Genomic DNA, 16,468 nt, shown 5'->3' on the forward strand with positions numbered 1-16,468 from the left:
TTAATGTAATGTTTTGGTGTATTCAAAATGGTTACAGACATCCCGTAATTATTTATATTTCAGTAGCTTCACCTTTATAGAAAGGGAAAACAATATTGCTTCTTGTATTGGTATTCCTTACTTCGTAATCTATTTTTATCAACACTTCTCCCTCCAGTTCTTCCTGAGAATCTATATCAATGCTTAAAATATTTATTCTGGGTTCGTGGTATAAAATGGCACGCTCGATAATTCCTTTCATCTGGGTGATGAGCGTTAAATTCAATGGTTTAAAAAGCATTTCCTGCAGATCGCATCCGTAGTCGGGAAACATCACACGTTCTCCGGGACGTGTTGAAAGTAAAATGATCAAACTGTTGTTGATGTCTTCCACATCTGTGGTCATGATCAGCTTTCCTTCGGTCTCATTAAACTCAGGCGGAAAACTCCAGCCTGTTCCTAAAAAATCTGTATTTATTTTCATATAGGTATCAATTGTTTTTAGTGATATGCAATCGCTGATTTTCTGGAGAATTTTGTCTGAACATCAATCGTGGCGATTTCATACATTGTTGTATATATTTATTGGAAGCATCCTGCATCGGTAACGCACCCTTTGCGTAGCCGTTTTTTTGCTGATATTAATTTTCTTTAAAAAATTATCCGCCTATTAAAACAGTAGCTTCACCTGCGGTAATCACGCCTCCGTGAGCTGTAGAATCTCCCATTCTTGCGGCTGGTTTTCCGCCAATCATCACACTTGAAGATCCTGCTGCAATAGTATCCGGAGGACCAGTGCATATTGCTTTATCTCCTACTCTCGCTGCGGGTTTCCCTCCGATTAATACGGTGGGTTCTCCTGCCGGAATGATGGGTCCGCCAACGTGCGGCGTGGTTCCCGTTACCATCGGACAGGTATGCATATCTGTAATTCTTGCTGCCGGTTTCATGATTAATTGATTTTTACCTGAGAGCCTTTTACGACGGTTACTGCTCCTGATTTCAGTTCTGAACCCGAACTTCCTTCTGCTTTGAACTGTGCCGATGCTTTTACATTAATATTCTTTCCTTCCATCGTAATATCTCCTTTCGCTTTAATTTTAATGTCTTTTCCGCTTTCCATACTGATTCCGTCTTTATTAAGCGTAAGAATATTAGAATGTTCATCTTCTATTTTGATAACGTCTTCATCTTCATTTACAATCAGTTTTTTACCTTTTGGAGTTTCAAGGGTGTAAGAAATTTTATCATCATTAAAGATCATTTTCATTTCGCTTCGGGTAACAAATCCTTTTTCATGGTTGTCATCTGAAGCTACAATGGGAGCCGGTTTTGCACTGCTGTTCAGCATTCCCAGAACTACTGCGTCATTGGGATCATCATTAATAAATCCGATAATTACCTCATCTCCAATTTCAGGTCTGAAGAATGATCCTCTGTTTTCTCCTGCATCAAGTGTGGCTACTCTCGCCCAGATTCCTTCCTCTTCGTTATTGATAATCGGGATCTGCACCAAAATTCTGTCCTCTCCATCCGGATCAGATTCCAATTGAGAAACTTTTCCGATATGCAAACCGCTGATCGACGGAATAATTCCTGAACCCGGCATTTCGCTTACATCATACGTTTCTGAAAACCAGGTTGGAGAAAGCCCGAATTGTGCATCAACCAGCCAATTTCCATCTGCAATTTCATGACGAACTCCTGTTACGTATATTTTTCCGTTAAAACGGTTTCCTACTCCCTGAAGTGTTAATGTAACTCCAGGTTTTACCGCCGGAATTCCCTGGAATTTTACTCTTCCTCTCGTTTTTGCCAACTGTTGGAAAGTTGCTTTGGCATCACTCCAATCTTGAAGTTCGCTTTGGGTAAGATTTCCTCCGTGTTTCAATTGCAAATCTTCAATTCCAAATACTTTTGCTAAATCATCTGATGAAAGATTTCCGTTGAGTTTTACCGCCGGATCCTGAGCTTCCACTTCAGTAAGTTCCTGATCGGTATAGCTCCAGCTTTTGGCTGTAATTTTTTTAAACTGATCTCTTGCATCTATTTCTCCGTCAAACTCATGTATTGATGATCCGTAAACAACTGTTTCTACTTCTTTTTTGCTAAAATCCGGCTTCGCAATTTTAATTGCTCCATCTTCTGTAAAGCAAAGTTTCCCATTTGCCTGAGCTCTTGTAAGCATAAAATCCCAATCAGAAGATTGGTACTGAACCAATTCTTTGTGTGAATTTGAAGTTGCTTCAACATCGGCAGTCAAACCGCTGTTACCAATCAGTTCCTCAATAATATCGCTGTCTTTACTGTCGTAGAAATACTTACTTTTTCTGCCTAAAGTCATTTTCACCGCTTTATCTCTGCATTCTATGATGAGGTAAGAAGAGCCGTTTCTCACTTTTATATTGTGCTTTACAACCACTCCTTTAAAAATAGTCTCCTCTTTAGAATGATAACCGGCTGTGATTTCAATTTCTTTTCCGGGAACCAGCAGTTCTTCATTACTTAGTTTAAAATCCTGTTCCGGTACACTTCCATCCAAAATAACAATGCGGGCGTAAGGAATTCTGTTGACTTCTTTTTCCACTACAATGCTTTTCACACCGTACTTTCCGGGCAGTTCTGTTCCTTCTGACATTACTTTAAAAGTGATCAGGTCAGAATTTTTTGCCGTCTGTATGTATCCGCTATTGTTCATGTTATGCTATTTTTTCTATGGGTGGAAAGTAGAGTTCGGTTCCTGGTTTTAACTGTCTGAAATTGATTAAGCCATTCACTTTAGCGACTTCCAGATAATATTTAGAATCTCCGTAAATTCTTTCGGTCATTAAAGGAAGCGTGTCTCCGTCTTGTACAATTCTTTTGTGGGTAAGATCGGGGGAACTTCTTTTTAGTCTTGCTGCACTAAGTTCCTGACTAACAGCTCCTACAAAAGTTGCCTTACCGATTGCTCTTAAAGGAATTCCGTCTTTATTAAATAATTTATAGTCTACTGAAAACTCTGAAAGAATGCCTTCATATTCAAATTCTCCCCAATTAATAATGACATGATAAGGTTTATGAATCTTACCGTCATAATTTCCTGTAGCTATATAAAAATCAGCTAATTGGTCTAGGACAGCCTTTTTTGCAAAGGAGCTTTTATTTTTAATTTTATTTATTAAAGTATTACCAGAATTCTTTTGAGTTACTCCTGTTCCATCAAACAAAAACTCAAATTGTAAACTCGGAGGAAGTGATTTACTATGCTTCGGATCGCCTGTAGCTCCTCCTTCAGGAATCTCATTATTGTATTCTATCTTATGATTTATAGAAAAACTGGTAGGATTAATCAGAACATAGAAAGGATTCTCGGCTCCATTAGGAAATTTTTGTATTTTTTTTCCTGATTTATATTTAGAATCTTCGTAAGCCGTTATTTTTAATTTATCGATTTGCCCTCTCATTACCTTTCTTTTTTACGTTTATCAATATTTACTACCTGCTCTACGCTTTCAGTTATAGCCTGCATGATTTTTCCTTCATTTACCGATGTGGCAGTTGTCGTTGCTGTTGCTTTTTCGTCCACATTTATCTTAATGTGAAGTTCTTTTATTTCTATTGGCATTTCGTTTATTTTTAATTATTTTTTATACGTAAAAAACTTAAAACCAATTATTTAACGTATTTATTTATAAAAATCTAAGCACATAAAGAGTGCGTTCAGCCTTGTGATAGACCAATCTTTTATTCTTTTTATGAAAATTTATTTTTGCTGAATGTTATCAGAAAACTAATACACAAATATGTGCTTAGATATGATTTAGAAATTACAAGCCTAAGCTTGCTAACGATGAAGGTATTGTGAAATATCTGTATTTCAGCTCTATTGTTTCAATAGCAAGTTTGCTTTCTTCGGCGTTGAATTCTGATACTTCCCATCTTACAGGATATGCCCCGACTACATTCCAGACCATTAAAGGTGCAGTAGACTGAAGACCTCCTGAAAGAGAAACGATCAAATCTCTCGGTTCAAACTCGAAGTTTTCCATGGCGTTTCTACACCAGCTTATCAATCCTGAACTTACGATCAATCCTCGTTTAAGAACTAAATTGGGATATCTTGGTCTTAAAGGAAGCTGATGAGTAAATCTGTTTTCGCCTCCTTCGGCATATTCTTCAGTTCCGATTTCTGTAGATAAACCAGATATAGACTGAAATCTGGAGTCAATACCCTCTGTTGTCGAGATCCCGTTAACAATGAAAGAGAAACTGGTGGGAGGATATAAAACTGCCATGATTAGTTATTTTCAATAGTTAATCCTTCGTGTGCAATTTCTAAGGTTTCGATAGCCACCTCGTTTCCTTCAGCTTTTAAATCGGTTGAATTCAATTTAAGCGGGAAAGCATTTTTCACTTTCCATGTTACTGCAGGTTCTCCGTTTTCGTCTAAAAGAGAAATCGTAATCGATCTTCTTTCTACCGTATTCATCTGAATCGTCTGGAACCACTCGAAATATTCGTTATCACTTTTGAAAGTTCCTCTTTTTAAAGTAATATTGCTGAATGTTTTAAGTCCTGGCATTTTGATTTTGCTGAAATCAGGGCTTGCTCCGTGTCTGTATTCAATTAAAGCTGCTTCAGCATTTAGTCCGCTTACTTCCTGGAATCCTACTTTTGTCCCGCCCCAATCTACTTCAAAGGCAAACTTTACTAATGGATATGTACTCATAATTTTTATATTTTATTGTTATTAATTAATTTTTATGCTTCCTGTAATTTGTGTGAAAAACGAAGCACAATAAATTCTGCCGGACGTACTGCAGCCATACCTATTTCAATCACCATATTTCCTTCTAAAATATCCTGTGCAGACATTGTTTTATTCAAACCAACACTTACATAATAAGCTTCTTCCGGCTTGCTTCCTGCCAACGCGCCATCCTGCCATTGCTGATTCAGGAAATTTTCGATCATTGTCTGAACACGAATCCAAGTATTCGCAGTATTCGGTTCAAAAACGAAACGCTCTGTCGCTTTTTTCACAGATTCTTCTACCATGTTGAAGAAACGACGTACCGAGATGTATCTCCATTCATTGCTGTTACCATCAAGCGTTCTTGCGCCCCAAACCAAAGTTCCTTTTCCTGTGAAAGATCTGATTGCATTAATCGATTTTCCTGTGTCAGGATTTACGTTAAGACTCATTTGCTCTTCATGAGAAACTTTTACGGTTGGTGCAACTACATAATTAAGTCCAACATTAGCCGGTGCTTTCCATACTCCGGAAGTGCTGTCTACTTTTGCATAAACTCCCGCCATTGCAGATGATGGAGCCATTACTACTTTTTTAGATTCGATTGCATTTTTAATTCTATTGTATTTAGCAGAATCTGAGATCTTTAATGATTTTAAATCCAAAGTAGTATTGAGACCTGTTTTAACAACAACATCATAATTATAGCTTAGAACGGTTTCCAGTTTTGGATAATAAGCAGCTCCATATTTTAGTCTTTTACCGCTCGGTCCTACACCCGGACCTGCAGCTCCTTTAAATTCAGCAACTTCTCCAACAACATCCATAATGACAAATCTGTCTTTCATCATTTCTGCCTGATCCAAAGCTTTCTCGTACAATTTATATGCTTGGCTCGCTAATGCTTCAGCATCCGGGAAAACAATAAGCGTTGGCTCGTCTTCTTTTTCTAATAATTTCAGACCCGCTTCCAGTTCTGCTTGTTCCACTAAATTGTCCTCATCATCTTCGTCCTGAAATGTATTTACTGAGACAATATAGCAAGCTCCTCCACCATTCGCAAAGTACATTTGCATCGCATAATACATTTTGAATTGACTTGGAGTTACTACCGCAGTAGTAGTAAATACTCCATTGCTGTCTGCTGTGTCAGTAATTTCAAAAGTTTCTTCTTTTGCCATTCCGAAGATTGCTTCGTATTCCAACATTGAAGAAATTCTTGTCGGTTCATTTTTTGGTCCCTTTTCTGTATATCCGATAAAAGCAGGGATAGCCGTTTCTACTTGTGCTACTGATGGCGGGAATTTTGCAATTTCCTCTACGTAGACTCCTGGTGTTTTGTAATTCATTTTGTTAAAAATTTAAAGTTAATATTTAGTTATTTTCAATAGTTAGTCCTTCGTGTGCAATTTCTAAGGTTTCGATAGCCACCTCGTTTCCTTCAGCTTTCAAGTCTGTTGAATTCAATTTAAGCGGGAAAGCATTTTTCACTTTCCAAGTTACCGCAGGTTCTCCGTTTTCGTCTAAAAGAGAAATCGTGATCGATCTTCTTTCTACCGTATTCATCTGAATCGTTTGGAACCATTCAAGATATTCGTTATCATTTTTGAAAGTTCCTCTTTTTAAAGTAATATTGCTGAAAGTTTTCAGTCCCGGCATTTTGATTTTGCTGAAATCAGGGCTTGCTCCGTGTCTGTATTCAATTAAAGCTGCTTCAGCATTAAGTCCGCTTACTTCCTGAAATCCTACTTTTGTTCCGCCCCAATCTACTTCAAAGGCAAACTTTACTAATGGATATGTACTCATAATTTTTTATATTTTTTGTTATTAATTAATTTTTATGCTTCCTGTAATTTGTGTGAGAATTTCAACACAATAAATTCTGCCGGACGTACTGTAGCCATACCGATTTCAATATTCATTATCCCTTCTAAAACTTGTTGAGCAGACATTGTTTTATCTAGATCAACAATCACATAATAAGCATCTTCAGGTTTGCTTCCTGCCAATGCACCATCCTGCCATTGCTGATTCAGGAAATTTTCGATCATCGTCTGAACACGTACCCACGTATTCTTCGTATTCGGTTCAAACATGAAACGCTCTGTTGCTTTTTTCACAGATTCTTCCACCATGCTGAAGAAACGACGTACCGAGATGTATCTCCATTCGTTGCTGTTTCCGTCCAGAGTTCTTGCGCCCCAAACTAAGTTTCCTTTTCCTGTGAAATTTCTAATGGCATTGATGGATTTTCCTGTACCCGGATTTACGTTAAGAAGTTCCTGTTCTTTATCAGATATTTTCACGGTAGGTGCAACTACATAGTTGAGCCCAACATTAGCCGGTGATTTCCATACACCGGAAGTGCTGTCTACTCTTGCATAAATTCCTGCCATTGCAGACGACGGAGCCAATACCACTCTTTTAGATTCAATTGCTTTTTTAATTCTATTATACTGAGCTGAATCTGACGTTTTTAAATCATTTAAGTTTACAGGACTATCATTCAATTCAACTGTACTTTTAAAATTGTAATTTAAAACAGTTTCTAATTTTGGGTAATAAGCAGCTCCATACTTCAATTTTTCACCACTGTCTAAATTGGTTCTGAAGTTAGCTGCAGCAGATACTGAATCATCTCCAAAAACATCCATGATGACGAATCTGTCTTTCATTAGTTCTGCATGACTTAAAGCTAAACCATACAATTCATAAGCTTCATCTTCTAAAGCTTCAGCATCAGGGAAAACAATAAGCGTTGGTTCATCTTCATTTTTTAGCAGATCTAAACCATACGATAAGGTTCCCAAAGTCGTAGAGTTTCCTATAGCTACCGTATCATTATAACTTCCGACGGAAACGATATAACAAGGTCCGCCGCCATTTGCAAAAAACATTTGCATCGCATAATACATTTTGAACTGACTTGGAATCATTACTGCAGTGGTTGTAAATACTCCATTAGCGTCTGCTGTGTCAGTAATTTCAAAAGTTTCTTCTTTTGCTTTTCCAAAAATTGCTTCATATTCCAACATAGACGAGATTCTTGTTGGCTTATTTCTTGGCCCATCTGCTGTATATCCTATAAAAGCAGGAATAGCCGTTTCTACTTGTGCTACGGATGGAGGAAATTTTGTAATTTCCTCAATGTAGACTCCAGGAGTTTTGTAATTCATTTTTTAAAATTTAGGTTAATGTTCATTATTGCCCGAAGTAAAACTCCGAGTATTAATTGATGATTGATTGTGTTTGAGAATTATTGAAGAATTGAATCCTTTAGTTTGTATAGAGCGTATTTCCCGTAATTCTTTTTTGATTCTGAGAAGTAATAATTGCTGTTTTTAGTGACTCAAATTCTTCACTGAAAGCCGGAATATTTTTATCTGAATCAGGCATTTTAAAGTCGTCTATTGTTCCGTCATAGATTGCTTCTAATACAGCTTTCGATTCATAGATTGCTTCTGAAAGAACGACATTCAGATTATTTTCATTAATTTCTTCTGCTATCGCAATTGCCTGTTCAAGAAGATCAGCAAGAACAAGAGGATTTGTAGATCTATTAGAAATTTCGTCGCTTGCGAGATTTTTGAGTTCTTCTAAGGCAGCAATCTCACCGGCATACAAAATGTAAGCATTTTGAATGGTATCAAGACCTTTGGCAGCTTGTATAAAATTTCCGTTATAACTATCTGCTATACATCTGTTTTTAAGCTTTTCATTGGTATTTTCTGAGTAGTTATAAACAGGATAAAAATCGTCTGAGATGTGTGATGGTGCTTGATTTGGCATGGTTAAAGTTTAAGTTAAAAATGTTATAAGTTTTTTGTTTTTTTATTTAATTACACTATTCTTTTGGTTTAATTACTTTACTCTCAGTATTAATTTCATCAATTAATGTGATGTCAGTTTTTTCTTGTTTAGCTACAATTTTAACAACACTTATCTTATACAAAACAGAAGGCATAATTTTCCCACCTAATAATCCCCAGATATAACTTAACTGATCGAAAGGAACAGAGTGTAATTCGATTCTGAAAATGAAATCGCTCTCTTCATCACTAACAGCATTATATTTTAATACATTGTTGACCTGAAAGATTTCAATGACTTTTGAAATGTTCACCAAAGCACCATCATACATATTTTTGTTGGCAGCAATCATCACGTATAAGTTTAAATACGCCGGTTGGCTTTCCCTTTCCATGATATGTTCAGATTCATTGAATTTTAAATATCTCGGAGTATTTTTCATGGTAGATTCTTCCTCTACACTAAGCAGGGTGATCACCACTTTGTTGTCAAGATTTGAGGTATCGTCTTCATGTTTCGCGATGTTACCAATGACAGCAATTTCACCTGCCTGATCCTGTAAACCATTTGGAAGATTCAGTCGATCTTTTAAAACTGTTAATACTTTATTAATCATAATTTCTGTTCTTAAATTATTATGGTGCAAACATACAATTACACGATGTCAAAAGACAAATATTTTGAGGGCTCAAACCTGTCTTTGCAGTAAATACAATTTTTAAGATATTTATAAATCCGGAAAAAACAAAATCATATTTAATTGAAATTCAAAACATTAAAATTTAAAATAAAATAATATTTCACATTAAAAATTTCCTTAATCTAAGTATAGTGAAATCTAAGTTCTCAAAAAGTAAAAATTTATTATTAAAAATTAGTCTTATTCCAACATGGATTAACGATACCTTTTTAATTACTTTTTGAAATTGAAAACCGACTTCATCACAAAACATTTTCCAAGATTTTTTTCTTATAAAACAATCAATTATTTATAAACCCCATCATCAGGATATAATTTTTCTCTTTTACTGCAAAGACAGAATGAAGAGACCTCATCATTCGTAAAAATGTCTTTTGTTCGTCTAATTTTGACCCCATAATTTTAAAACTTAATCGCATGAACATTAAAAAACTTTTTGGCAAGCGCAATGAAATCATTGGCGGTCATTTCAACGAATTACGCTCAAAAATGGGCGTGGCAAATCATAATGAAGAATATATTTTCGCTGTGAGAACAGAAATTTGTAATGCCTGTCCGCTGAAAAACGGAAACAATTGTAACGCTCTCAAATGGATGAATCCTCATACACTTGAAGTAGCAGATTCTCCAAAAGACGGATTTGTGAGAGGCTGCGGCTGCAGACTGAGTGCCAAACAAAGATCAAAACTAAGTCTTTGTCCTGCCGGTTTCTGGGGCGGAGAATTTGACAGGAAATAATCTACAGTCAACTAAAACTATTTAATTGTGAAGAAAGATCATATCATTCAGAAAGTTTTTATCGAAATTTCAGTCAATAACAAGGAAAAAGCATTGAGTATAAAAGATGATATTACCAGCTTTCTGTCTATTGATGTTTTTCCGGAAATAGAAAAATCTATCAGTGCTTTAGAACATCGATTTGCTGATTCCACCCTACAGATTCCTAAGTTAGAATTGAATCTGGATATCAAAAATAGTACTCTGAATACCGAGCTAAAAGATAAAATCACTCAGATTTTTAAAGAGGAATTGTCCGAAATCACAGATTCAATTTTAAACTCAGATCAGCAAAAAGAAAATAATTCTGAAGCTTATTTAGTTGGAAACAAAGAAAAAATTGTTCAGGCTTTCATTTATTTTCTTACCACAGGATCAATGCCTTGGTGGAATTCAGGAAAAAGAAACTTTTCTTTTTTAGAACCAAAAGTATTTGAAAGTCTTATTTCGGCTGAAAATTTTCAGAGAAACATTATCCCTGTTTTTTCAAAAGAAAATATGAGAAACAGAATGATCAATCAGCTTTCAAACGAGCAGATTGCACAGCTGTGTTTGATTATTTTAAAAGATAAAGATTTAAAAATCAATCTCGAAAGCGATATCGTTCAGCTAATATCAAAGCTGGATAATAACAAGAGAAATCTGGTTTGGGAATTGGTTTTAAAGGTATTATCTAAATCTTTAAGCCCAAATAATGATCTAAAAAAATATCTTTTACAACAAATAGCAGAAAGAAATTCAGCAGTTTCACCTTCAAAAGAAACTCAGCAAATCTGGAAAAATATAGTTAAAATCTTTCCTTTTATTAAAGAAGATGAGGTTTTTGAAAGTATTGAAAATAGCAGAAAAGAGATTTCTGAAAACATGTCAGTCTCAACAGAAAAAGCAAAGCAGAAAAATACAGCTATTCAGAATAACTCAAATAAAAACGAAGAATATCTGAATCAAGATAATTTAATATCAAATGCAGATCAATATATTCAGAACGCAGGACTTATTCTGATACATCCGTTTCTTAAAACTTTATTTGAACGTTGTGATCTTTTTGACTCAAAAAACAATCAGTTTTTGAATCCTGAACTTTGCGCACACTTGCTACATTACATTGCAACCGGAAAAACCAATGCTCCGGAATATGATATGGCTCTTGAAAAGTTTTTATGCAATATTCCGCTTCATCAAACCATCAACAGGCACATTAAGCTCACCAGAAAACATAAAGCAGAGGCTAAAAATGTGATTGAAAGCGTGCAGCACAACTGGAGTGCAATGAAAAAATCATCTGTTGAATTATTACAGAATGAATTTTTTCAACGTCCCGGAAAACTGGTCATTGATCATGATTATACTCTTACCGTAGAACGAAAAACGCAGGATATTCTCCTTGAAAAACTGGGATGGGGAATTGGCTTTGTCAAACTTCCGTGGCAGGATCAGTTTATTTTTATCAATTGGTAATTACTTGATTATAAAATAGTTATTTAATTACAAAAGATACATTGTGAAAAATGTAATATTTAAGAGCCTGTTTAAATTTTATTCAATAAAAGTTTTATAGCGGACAGCTTGACCATATTTTCAGAATTTTCCATCAGGAGTTCAAAATTCCTGCAAAGCCTTCTGTCGTTGTCAAACCAAGAAAATGTACGTTCAACAATCCATCTTTTTGAAATTGGCTTAAAATCTGATTTTTTATCGTCCTTTCTCATTATTACCTGAATTAAATATCCAAATTGATTCTTAACATGATCTATTGTTTCACCCCTGTAGCCTCCGTCTGCAAGGATAATTTTTACAGGAGATAAAAAAATATGACATCGTTCTCATTAAAAAATCAACCGCCTTACTGTCATGAATATTCGCCACAGTGACCATGATCGCTAAAAGAAAGCCATTTTTATCTACAACCACATGCCTCTTAATGCCTTTCACTTTTTTATTTCCGTCAAAACCTTTCAGCGAGCGGCTGTTTCCCCATCTTATGCTCTGGCTGTCCATTATTCCTAAGCTTGGTTCTCTGTTTTGATTTCTATTCAGGCGTACTTTTTCTCGCAATCTCGCAAGAAGCAGATCAAAATCTTCTGCATTTGCCCATTTCGAATAGTAAAAGTAAGCTAATTGCCATTTTGGAAAATCATTGGGAAGCATTCGCCATTGGCAGCCTGTTTTCACCAGATACATAATCGCATTCCAAATGATTCTAAGGTCATATTTCCGTTTACGATTATCTAATTCTAAAGTATTTTTAATAAATTGCCATTGATTGTCAGTAACGTTTGTGGAATAGTTTCTCATGCAGCTTAATTGATTCGACACCAACAAGTTACGAAAAACAAATAACATAAACAACTGACAATCAATTTATTGTATTGTTTTTTTCTAATAAAATGTATTCATAAACATTTTTCTAATTTAATTTTAAACAGGCTCTAAGTACTGCTCACTAAAACAAGAAAAATCCGTATTAGGCATATAAAAATGATACTTCAAAGAAACGAGGCAAGCAGTTTTGAACCTGTACTGATCCTAATAACATCATCAAAGGTCTTAAGAATATTATTATCTCATTCTACGCCAAAGGGATGAGCGTAAGTGATATCGAAGAGCAGATTAAAGAACTGTACGATTTTGGAATATCTTTGCCATTTTCAGAATTACAAATGTGGTTACTTCTGAAATGATTAGCTGGCAAAAGCTATCCCTTTGAAGATTCGCATTTAATTGTCTGGATGAACGAAGTCTTACTCAAGACTCGTGAAAAGCTCCAAGGTCATTAATAAGACAATCTATTTGGCAGTATGTCTAAATCGTCAAGGCAAAAAAAAGTGCTGAGAATGTAGTTCGGAACAATGAAAGTTAGCTTTTGAGTGTGTATTCTCACGAACTTAAAGCCCGTGGCGTAGAAGTCGAATTTGAGAAATAAGATAGAATTTTTATCCTCTCCAAATGGCTTTGGACAAGCTATCTTATTTGTGTCTGGTATTTGTATTCTCGAGATGTCTACATTTTATCTTAAAAACAACATATAACTTCTGCAAAATACAAAAGCCATGATTTACTAAAAATCATGGCTTTTTTTTATTGGCTCAAATTTATCCAAAGATAAATCTGTCTTAAGTATTTTTTATTTTACCATCTTTATATTAACAGCAACAAAACCTTTCGGAGATTTTTCTTTTTCAAAAGAAACTTTGTTACCTTTTTTGATAAGTTCTAAGCAGTTATTGCTATGAAAAAACACATTTTCTTTTGAATTATCTTCTGTGATAAAACCATAACCTTTTTCACTGAAAAATGTTACAATTCCGGTTTTAATGGTTTCTTCAGCTTCAATAGGAGCTGCTCCCAGCTGAATATTGTTGATGTCAAAATCCTCATCATTATTTCTATCTGGTGGAGTGCTGGTCAGCTGACCGTTTGCATCCACATACATAATCATGTCATCAAGGCTTTTGCCTTTGTTGTTGCTTGTTTTACGCTCTTCTCTTTTCTGAGCTTTTTCTTTTGCTTTTTGTACTTTTTTCTTAAAATTTTCTTTTTTAGAGAAAGAATCCGCCATATATATGTAAAAATTTATTAGTTACGTGTTGATGTAAAAGATAAAACTCCACGCTGAAGTTTACCTCATTATACCCAAATACATTTCCCGATTAAATCAGAAAGGTAGTCTATTGTTTTTCAGTAATGAATAAAAGATTGCCGGCACAGGTATTTTTATGAAATAAACAGCGACATCTGAAATGTGAAAACTGAGAGAAAATAATTGTTTTGAACTTAACCTTAAGTAAAAGCTGAAAACCTTTCTATTAATTGCTTCTGCAAATATACGACAAATATTTTTGGAAATCGTATTATGTAATAAGTTTTTAAATTTCAGCAACTTATCCTGCGAACATTTAGTACAATTATTTTACAAAAAATAAATTATTCCCAATCGTAAAAATTTTTTACTTCATTTTTAATATTTCTAAATTTAACTTTTGCCTGTCGTATGTGAGACACTGGGTGCAATAAATTATTGTAATGCTCTTGAAGATATTTTAAATTAGCTTGCTACTTAAGATATACATGAGCAAGATGTTTGCGCCTGCGACGATATATTATCATATAACTATTTGCAATTTCATCAAACAACAAAAAACCACCAAAATATGGTGGTTCTATATAATTGACTGAACTAATCTTAAGCTTCGTTCAAAGGTTTGTGCTCTCCTGGATTATCCTTTCCTTCAGGGTTTACTTTTCCCTCCGGTTTCGGACCTCTCTGCTCACCTTCTTTCTTTTCAGGTCTTGGTGGTCTTGGCAATAAAACTTTTCTTGAAAGTTTCATTTTCTTACGATCATCGTAACCCATAAACTTCACTTCAACCTCGTCACCTTCAGCATAAGGAACTTTATCCAGACGCTTCCACTCTATTTCCGAAATGTGAAGCAATCCTTCCGTTCCTTTAGCAATGGCTACAAAAGCACCAAAATCCATCACTTTTACTACTTTCCCTTTGTAAACTTCGCCTACAACCGGTACAAAAGTAATTTCGTTGATTTTTGCAATTGCTTCGTTGATTTTTTCTCTGCTTACCCCTGAAATTTCAATTCTTCCAATTTCACCGACTTCCTCAATAGCAATTACCGTATCGGTATCTTTCTGCATCTGCTGGATGATTTTACCTCCAGGTCCTATCACTGCGCCAATGAAATCTTTAGGGATTTCCATCATCACCATTTTCGGAGCGTGCGGTTTCACATCTTCTCTTGGTTCAGCAATTGTTTCAGTGATTTTATTTAAAATATGAATTCTTCCTTCTCTTGCCTGCAGAAGAGCCTTTTCCATGATATCCATAGAAAGCCCCTGAATTTTGATATCCATCTGACAAGCCGTAATTCCGTCTGCTGTTCCGGTTACTTTGAAGTCCATATCTCCAAGGTGATCTTCATCTCCAAGAATATCAGAAAGAACAGTATACTTTCCTGTTTTCACATCTGTTACCAATCCCATCGCAATTCCGGAAACAGGCTTTGCAATTTGAATTCCGGCATCCATTAACGCCAGAGTTCCTGCACAAACTGTTGCCATAGAAGACGAACCGTTTGACTCTAAAATATCAGAAACAATACGGATAGTATAAGGATTTTCTTCAGGGATCATATTTGCCAAAGCTCTTTGAGCTAGGTTTCCGTGACCTACTTCTCTTCTGGAAGTTCCTCTTAAAGGTCTTGCCTCACCTGTTGAGAATGGCGGGAAATTATAATGCAGGAAAAATCTCTCATCATGCTGAGTCATTACGCTGTCTACCATATTGGCATCCTTAATAGAACCAAGCGTTACAGCAGTTAATGACTGTGTTTCTCCTCTTGTAAAGATAGCAGATCCGTGAGCTCCCGGAAGATAATCAATCTCGCTCCAGATCGGACGGATTGTTTCCGGATCACGACCGTCAAGACGGATTTTGTCATTCAAAATCATCTGACGCATCGCTTCTTTTTCCACATCGTGATAATATACTTTTGCGAAAGGCGTTACCCTTTCCAGCTCTTCAGGATTATCTACATACTGAGAAAGAAACTCGTCTAAAACAGCTTTGAATTTCTCATGTCGTTCTTCTTTTCCTGAAGGTGTTTTTGCTACTTCATAAACTTTATCATACGTTTCTTTCCACACCTTTTCACGGATGTCCTCATCATGAACTTCGTGGCTGTATTCTCTTTTTGGGAAAGCTTTTCCTACTTTTTCCGCTAATCTTTCCTGAGCTTCAACCTGTTTTTTGATTTCAGCATGAGCAAAATTAATCGCTTCAAGCATTTCTGCTTCAGTAATTTCTTTCATCTCACCTTCTACCATCACGATAGAATCTTTGGTTGCTCCCACCATAATATCCAGGTCAGAGTTTTTAAGATCTTCAAAATTAGGATTGATAGAAAGTTTTCCGTCAATTCTTACGACTCTTACTTCAGACATGGGTCCGTTGAAAGGAATATCGGTAATGGCAATTGCCGAAGATGCAGCAAGACCTGCCAAATCATCAGGAATAGACTGTCCGTCATAAGAGATTAATGAAATCATAACCTGAACTTCTGCGTGAAAATCTTCAGGAAACAAAGGTCTTAGAACTCTGTCTACCAAACGCATGGTCAGGATTTCCTGATCAGATGGTCTCGCTTCTCTTCTGAAAAAATTTCCAGGAATTTTACCGCCTGCGTAGAACTTTTCTCTGTAATCTACCGTTAATGGCAGAAAATCTACACCCGGATTGGCTTCTTTATTGGCTACAACCGTTGCTAAAAGCATAGTTCCGCCCATTTTTACGACTACAGATCCATCGGCTTGTTTCGCCAGTTTCCCTGTTTCAATTGTGATTTCTCTGCCGTCTGCAAGAGTAATCATCTCTGTAATTGCTTGAGGTACACTCATAAATTTTTGTGACGCACTCCGTATTGAGTGCTTTTAAATTAATATATTTCGTCTAAAT

General features: G+C 35.7%; 18 protein-coding genes and 1 pseudogene. 3 read left to right on the plus strand and 16 right to left on the minus strand.

The genetic code is table 11. The features are described from left to right. Positions 1–52: 52 nt before the first annotated feature. The 12 genes from FNE73_RS11025 to FNE73_RS11075 all read right to left on the minus strand — a co-directional run bounded on the left by FNE73_RS11025 (position 53) and on the right by FNE73_RS11075 (position 9,140). Positions 53–463 (minus strand): GPW/gp25 family protein, encoded by a 411-nt coding sequence (locus FNE73_RS11025; protein ID WP_143884671.1) that lies wholly within the window; start codon positions 461–463, stop codon positions 53–55. A gap of 175 nt (positions 464–638) precedes the next feature. Then, a complete protein-coding gene (locus tag FNE73_RS11030) occupies positions 639–929 on the minus strand; it encodes a PAAR domain-containing protein (RefSeq protein WP_228430046.1) in 291 nt (96 codons plus the stop codon). 2 nt (positions 930–931) lie between these two features. Next, positions 932–2,677 (minus strand): type VI secretion system tip protein VgrG, encoded by a 1,746-nt coding sequence (gene vgrG, locus FNE73_RS11035; protein ID WP_143884673.1) that lies wholly within the window; start codon positions 2,675–2,677, stop codon positions 932–934. Position 2,678: 1 nt separating this feature from the next. After that, positions 2,679–3,425, minus strand: a complete 747-nt coding sequence (locus FNE73_RS11040) for a CIS tube protein (RefSeq protein ID WP_143884674.1) — start codon at positions 3,423–3,425, stop codon at positions 2,679–2,681. Then, the gene (locus FNE73_RS16755; RefSeq protein ID WP_185147336.1) at positions 3,425–3,586 is read right to left on the minus strand and encodes a DUF5908 family protein; all 162 of its coding nucleotides are present in this window, start codon (positions 3,584–3,586) and stop codon (positions 3,425–3,427) included. The genes FNE73_RS11040 and FNE73_RS16755 overlap by 1 nt, the downstream gene beginning before the upstream one ends. A 202-nt stretch (positions 3,587–3,788) precedes the next feature. Next, entirely contained in the window at positions 3,789–4,256 is a 468-nt protein-coding gene (locus tag FNE73_RS11045; protein WP_089745072.1) for a phage tail protein, read from the minus strand. 2 nt (positions 4,257–4,258) lie between these two features. Further along, the gene (locus FNE73_RS11050) at positions 4,259–4,690 is read right to left on the minus strand and encodes a phage tail protein (protein WP_056015436.1); all 432 of its coding nucleotides are present in this window, start codon (positions 4,688–4,690) and stop codon (positions 4,259–4,261) included. Between the two features lie 32 nt (positions 4,691–4,722). Continuing rightward, positions 4,723–6,063: a phage tail sheath family protein gene (locus tag FNE73_RS11055; protein ID WP_143884675.1), complete on the minus strand. Its 1,341-nt coding sequence runs from the start codon at positions 6,061–6,063 to the stop codon at positions 4,723–4,725. A gap of 25 nt (positions 6,064–6,088) precedes the next feature. After that, a complete protein-coding gene (locus tag FNE73_RS11060; protein ID WP_143884676.1) occupies positions 6,089–6,520 on the minus strand; it encodes a phage tail protein in 432 nt (143 codons plus the stop codon). A gap of 32 nt (positions 6,521–6,552) precedes the next feature. Next, a complete protein-coding gene (locus FNE73_RS11065; protein WP_143884677.1) occupies positions 6,553–7,890 on the minus strand; it encodes a phage tail sheath family protein in 1,338 nt (445 codons plus the stop codon). Positions 7,891–7,990: 100 nt separating this feature from the next. Further along, a complete protein-coding gene (locus tag FNE73_RS11070; RefSeq protein ID WP_143884678.1) occupies positions 7,991–8,503 on the minus strand; it encodes a hypothetical protein in 513 nt (170 codons plus the stop codon). Between the two features lie 55 nt (positions 8,504–8,558). Next, the gene (locus FNE73_RS11075; RefSeq protein ID WP_143884679.1) at positions 8,559–9,140 is read right to left on the minus strand and encodes a DUF4255 domain-containing protein; all 582 of its coding nucleotides are present in this window, start codon (positions 9,138–9,140) and stop codon (positions 8,559–8,561) included. A 501-nt stretch (positions 9,141–9,641) separates the two neighbouring features. On the opposite strand from FNE73_RS11075, the gene FNE73_RS11080 reads away from it, so the two are divergent. Then, positions 9,642–9,962: a hypothetical protein gene (locus FNE73_RS11080; RefSeq protein ID WP_143884680.1), complete on the plus strand. Its 321-nt coding sequence runs from the start codon at positions 9,642–9,644 to the stop codon at positions 9,960–9,962. Positions 9,963–9,989: 27 nt separating this feature from the next. Then, complete coding sequence (locus FNE73_RS11085) at positions 9,990–11,459, plus strand: contractile injection system tape measure protein (RefSeq protein WP_143884681.1); 1,470 nt, start codon at positions 9,990–9,992, stop codon at positions 11,457–11,459. Between the two features lie 71 nt (positions 11,460–11,530). Here FNE73_RS11085 and FNE73_RS17030 read toward each other — a convergent pair whose 3' ends face one another. After that, on the minus strand, positions 11,531–11,710 hold the full coding sequence (locus tag FNE73_RS17030; protein WP_394366298.1) for a hypothetical protein: 180 nt from the start codon (positions 11,708–11,710) through the stop codon (positions 11,531–11,533). A 49-nt stretch (positions 11,711–11,759) separates the two neighbouring features. Further along, a complete protein-coding gene (locus tag FNE73_RS11090; protein WP_228430049.1) occupies positions 11,760–12,296 on the minus strand; it encodes an IS5 family transposase in 537 nt (178 codons plus the stop codon). A 245-nt stretch (positions 12,297–12,541) separates the two neighbouring features. Between FNE73_RS11090 and FNE73_RS17070 the strand changes: the two are divergent. After that, positions 12,542–12,827 (plus strand): annotated as a pseudogene (locus FNE73_RS17070) (transposase); the annotation flags it as partial. A gap of 298 nt (positions 12,828–13,125) precedes the next feature. On the opposite strand, the gene FNE73_RS11095 reads toward FNE73_RS17070, so the two are convergent. Then, positions 13,126–13,560: a cold-shock protein gene (locus FNE73_RS11095; RefSeq protein WP_143884682.1), complete on the minus strand. Its 435-nt coding sequence runs from the start codon at positions 13,558–13,560 to the stop codon at positions 13,126–13,128. Between the two features lie 624 nt (positions 13,561–14,184). After that, positions 14,185–16,410, minus strand: coding sequence for a polyribonucleotide nucleotidyltransferase (locus FNE73_RS11100; protein WP_143884683.1), 2,226 nt, complete (start codon positions 16,408–16,410; stop codon positions 14,185–14,187). Positions 16,411–16,468 lie beyond the last annotated feature (58 nt).

The organism is Chryseobacterium binzhouense, assembly GCF_007474545.1.
Taxonomy (GTDB): domain Bacteria; phylum Bacteroidota; class Bacteroidia; order Flavobacteriales; family Weeksellaceae; genus Chryseobacterium; species Chryseobacterium binzhouense.

Bases quoted from the DNA above. Each gene is read 5' to 3' on its own strand.
- FNE73_RS11060 (WP_143884676.1), bottom strand. From the start codon at position 6,520: ATGAGTACATATCCATTAGTAAAGTTTGCCTTTGAAGTAGATTGGGGC.
- FNE73_RS11025 (WP_143884671.1), bottom strand. From the start codon at position 463: ATGAAAATAAATACAGATTTTTTAGGAACAGGCTGGAGTTTTCCGCCT.
- FNE73_RS11095 (WP_143884682.1), bottom strand. From the start codon at position 13,560: ATGGCGGATTCTTTCTCTAAAAAAGAAAATTTTAAGAAAAAAGTACAA.
- FNE73_RS17030 (WP_394366298.1), bottom strand. From the start codon at position 11,710: ATGAGAAAGGACGATAAAAAATCAGATTTTAAGCCAATTTCAAAAAGA.
- FNE73_RS11055 (WP_143884675.1), bottom strand. From the start codon at position 6,063: ATGAATTACAAAACACCAGGAGTCTACGTAGAGGAAATTGCAAAATTC.
- FNE73_RS11070 (WP_143884678.1), bottom strand. From the start codon at position 8,503: ATGCCAAATCAAGCACCATCACACATCTCAGACGATTTTTATCCTGTT.
- FNE73_RS11090 (WP_228430049.1), bottom strand. From the start codon at position 12,296: ATGAGAAACTATTCCACAAACGTTACTGACAATCAATGGCAATTTATT.
- FNE73_RS11045 (WP_089745072.1), bottom strand. From the start codon at position 4,256: ATGGCAGTTTTATATCCTCCCACCAGTTTCTCTTTCATTGTTAACGGG.
- FNE73_RS11080 (WP_143884680.1), top strand. From the start codon at position 9,642: ATGAACATTAAAAAACTTTTTGGCAAGCGCAATGAAATCATTGGCGGT.
- FNE73_RS11075 (WP_143884679.1), bottom strand. From the start codon at position 9,140: ATGATTAATAAAGTATTAACAGTTTTAAAAGATCGACTGAATCTTCCA.
- FNE73_RS11065 (WP_143884677.1), bottom strand. From the start codon at position 7,890: ATGAATTACAAAACTCCTGGAGTCTACATTGAGGAAATTACAAAATTT.
- FNE73_RS11030 (WP_228430046.1), bottom strand. From the start codon at position 929: ATGAAACCGGCAGCAAGAATTACAGATATGCATACCTGTCCGATGGTA.
- vgrG (WP_143884673.1), bottom strand. From the start codon at position 2,677: ATGAACAATAGCGGATACATACAGACGGCAAAAAATTCTGACCTGATC.
- FNE73_RS11100 (WP_143884683.1), bottom strand. From the start codon at position 16,410: ATGAGTGTACCTCAAGCAATTACAGAGATGATTACTCTTGCAGACGGC.
- FNE73_RS11050 (WP_056015436.1), bottom strand. From the start codon at position 4,690: ATGAGTACATATCCATTAGTAAAGTTTGCCTTTGAAGTAGATTGGGGC.
- FNE73_RS11040 (WP_143884674.1), bottom strand. From the start codon at position 3,425: ATGAGAGGGCAAATCGATAAATTAAAAATAACGGCTTACGAAGATTCT.
- FNE73_RS16755 (WP_185147336.1), bottom strand. From the start codon at position 3,586: ATGCCAATAGAAATAAAAGAACTTCACATTAAGATAAATGTGGACGAA.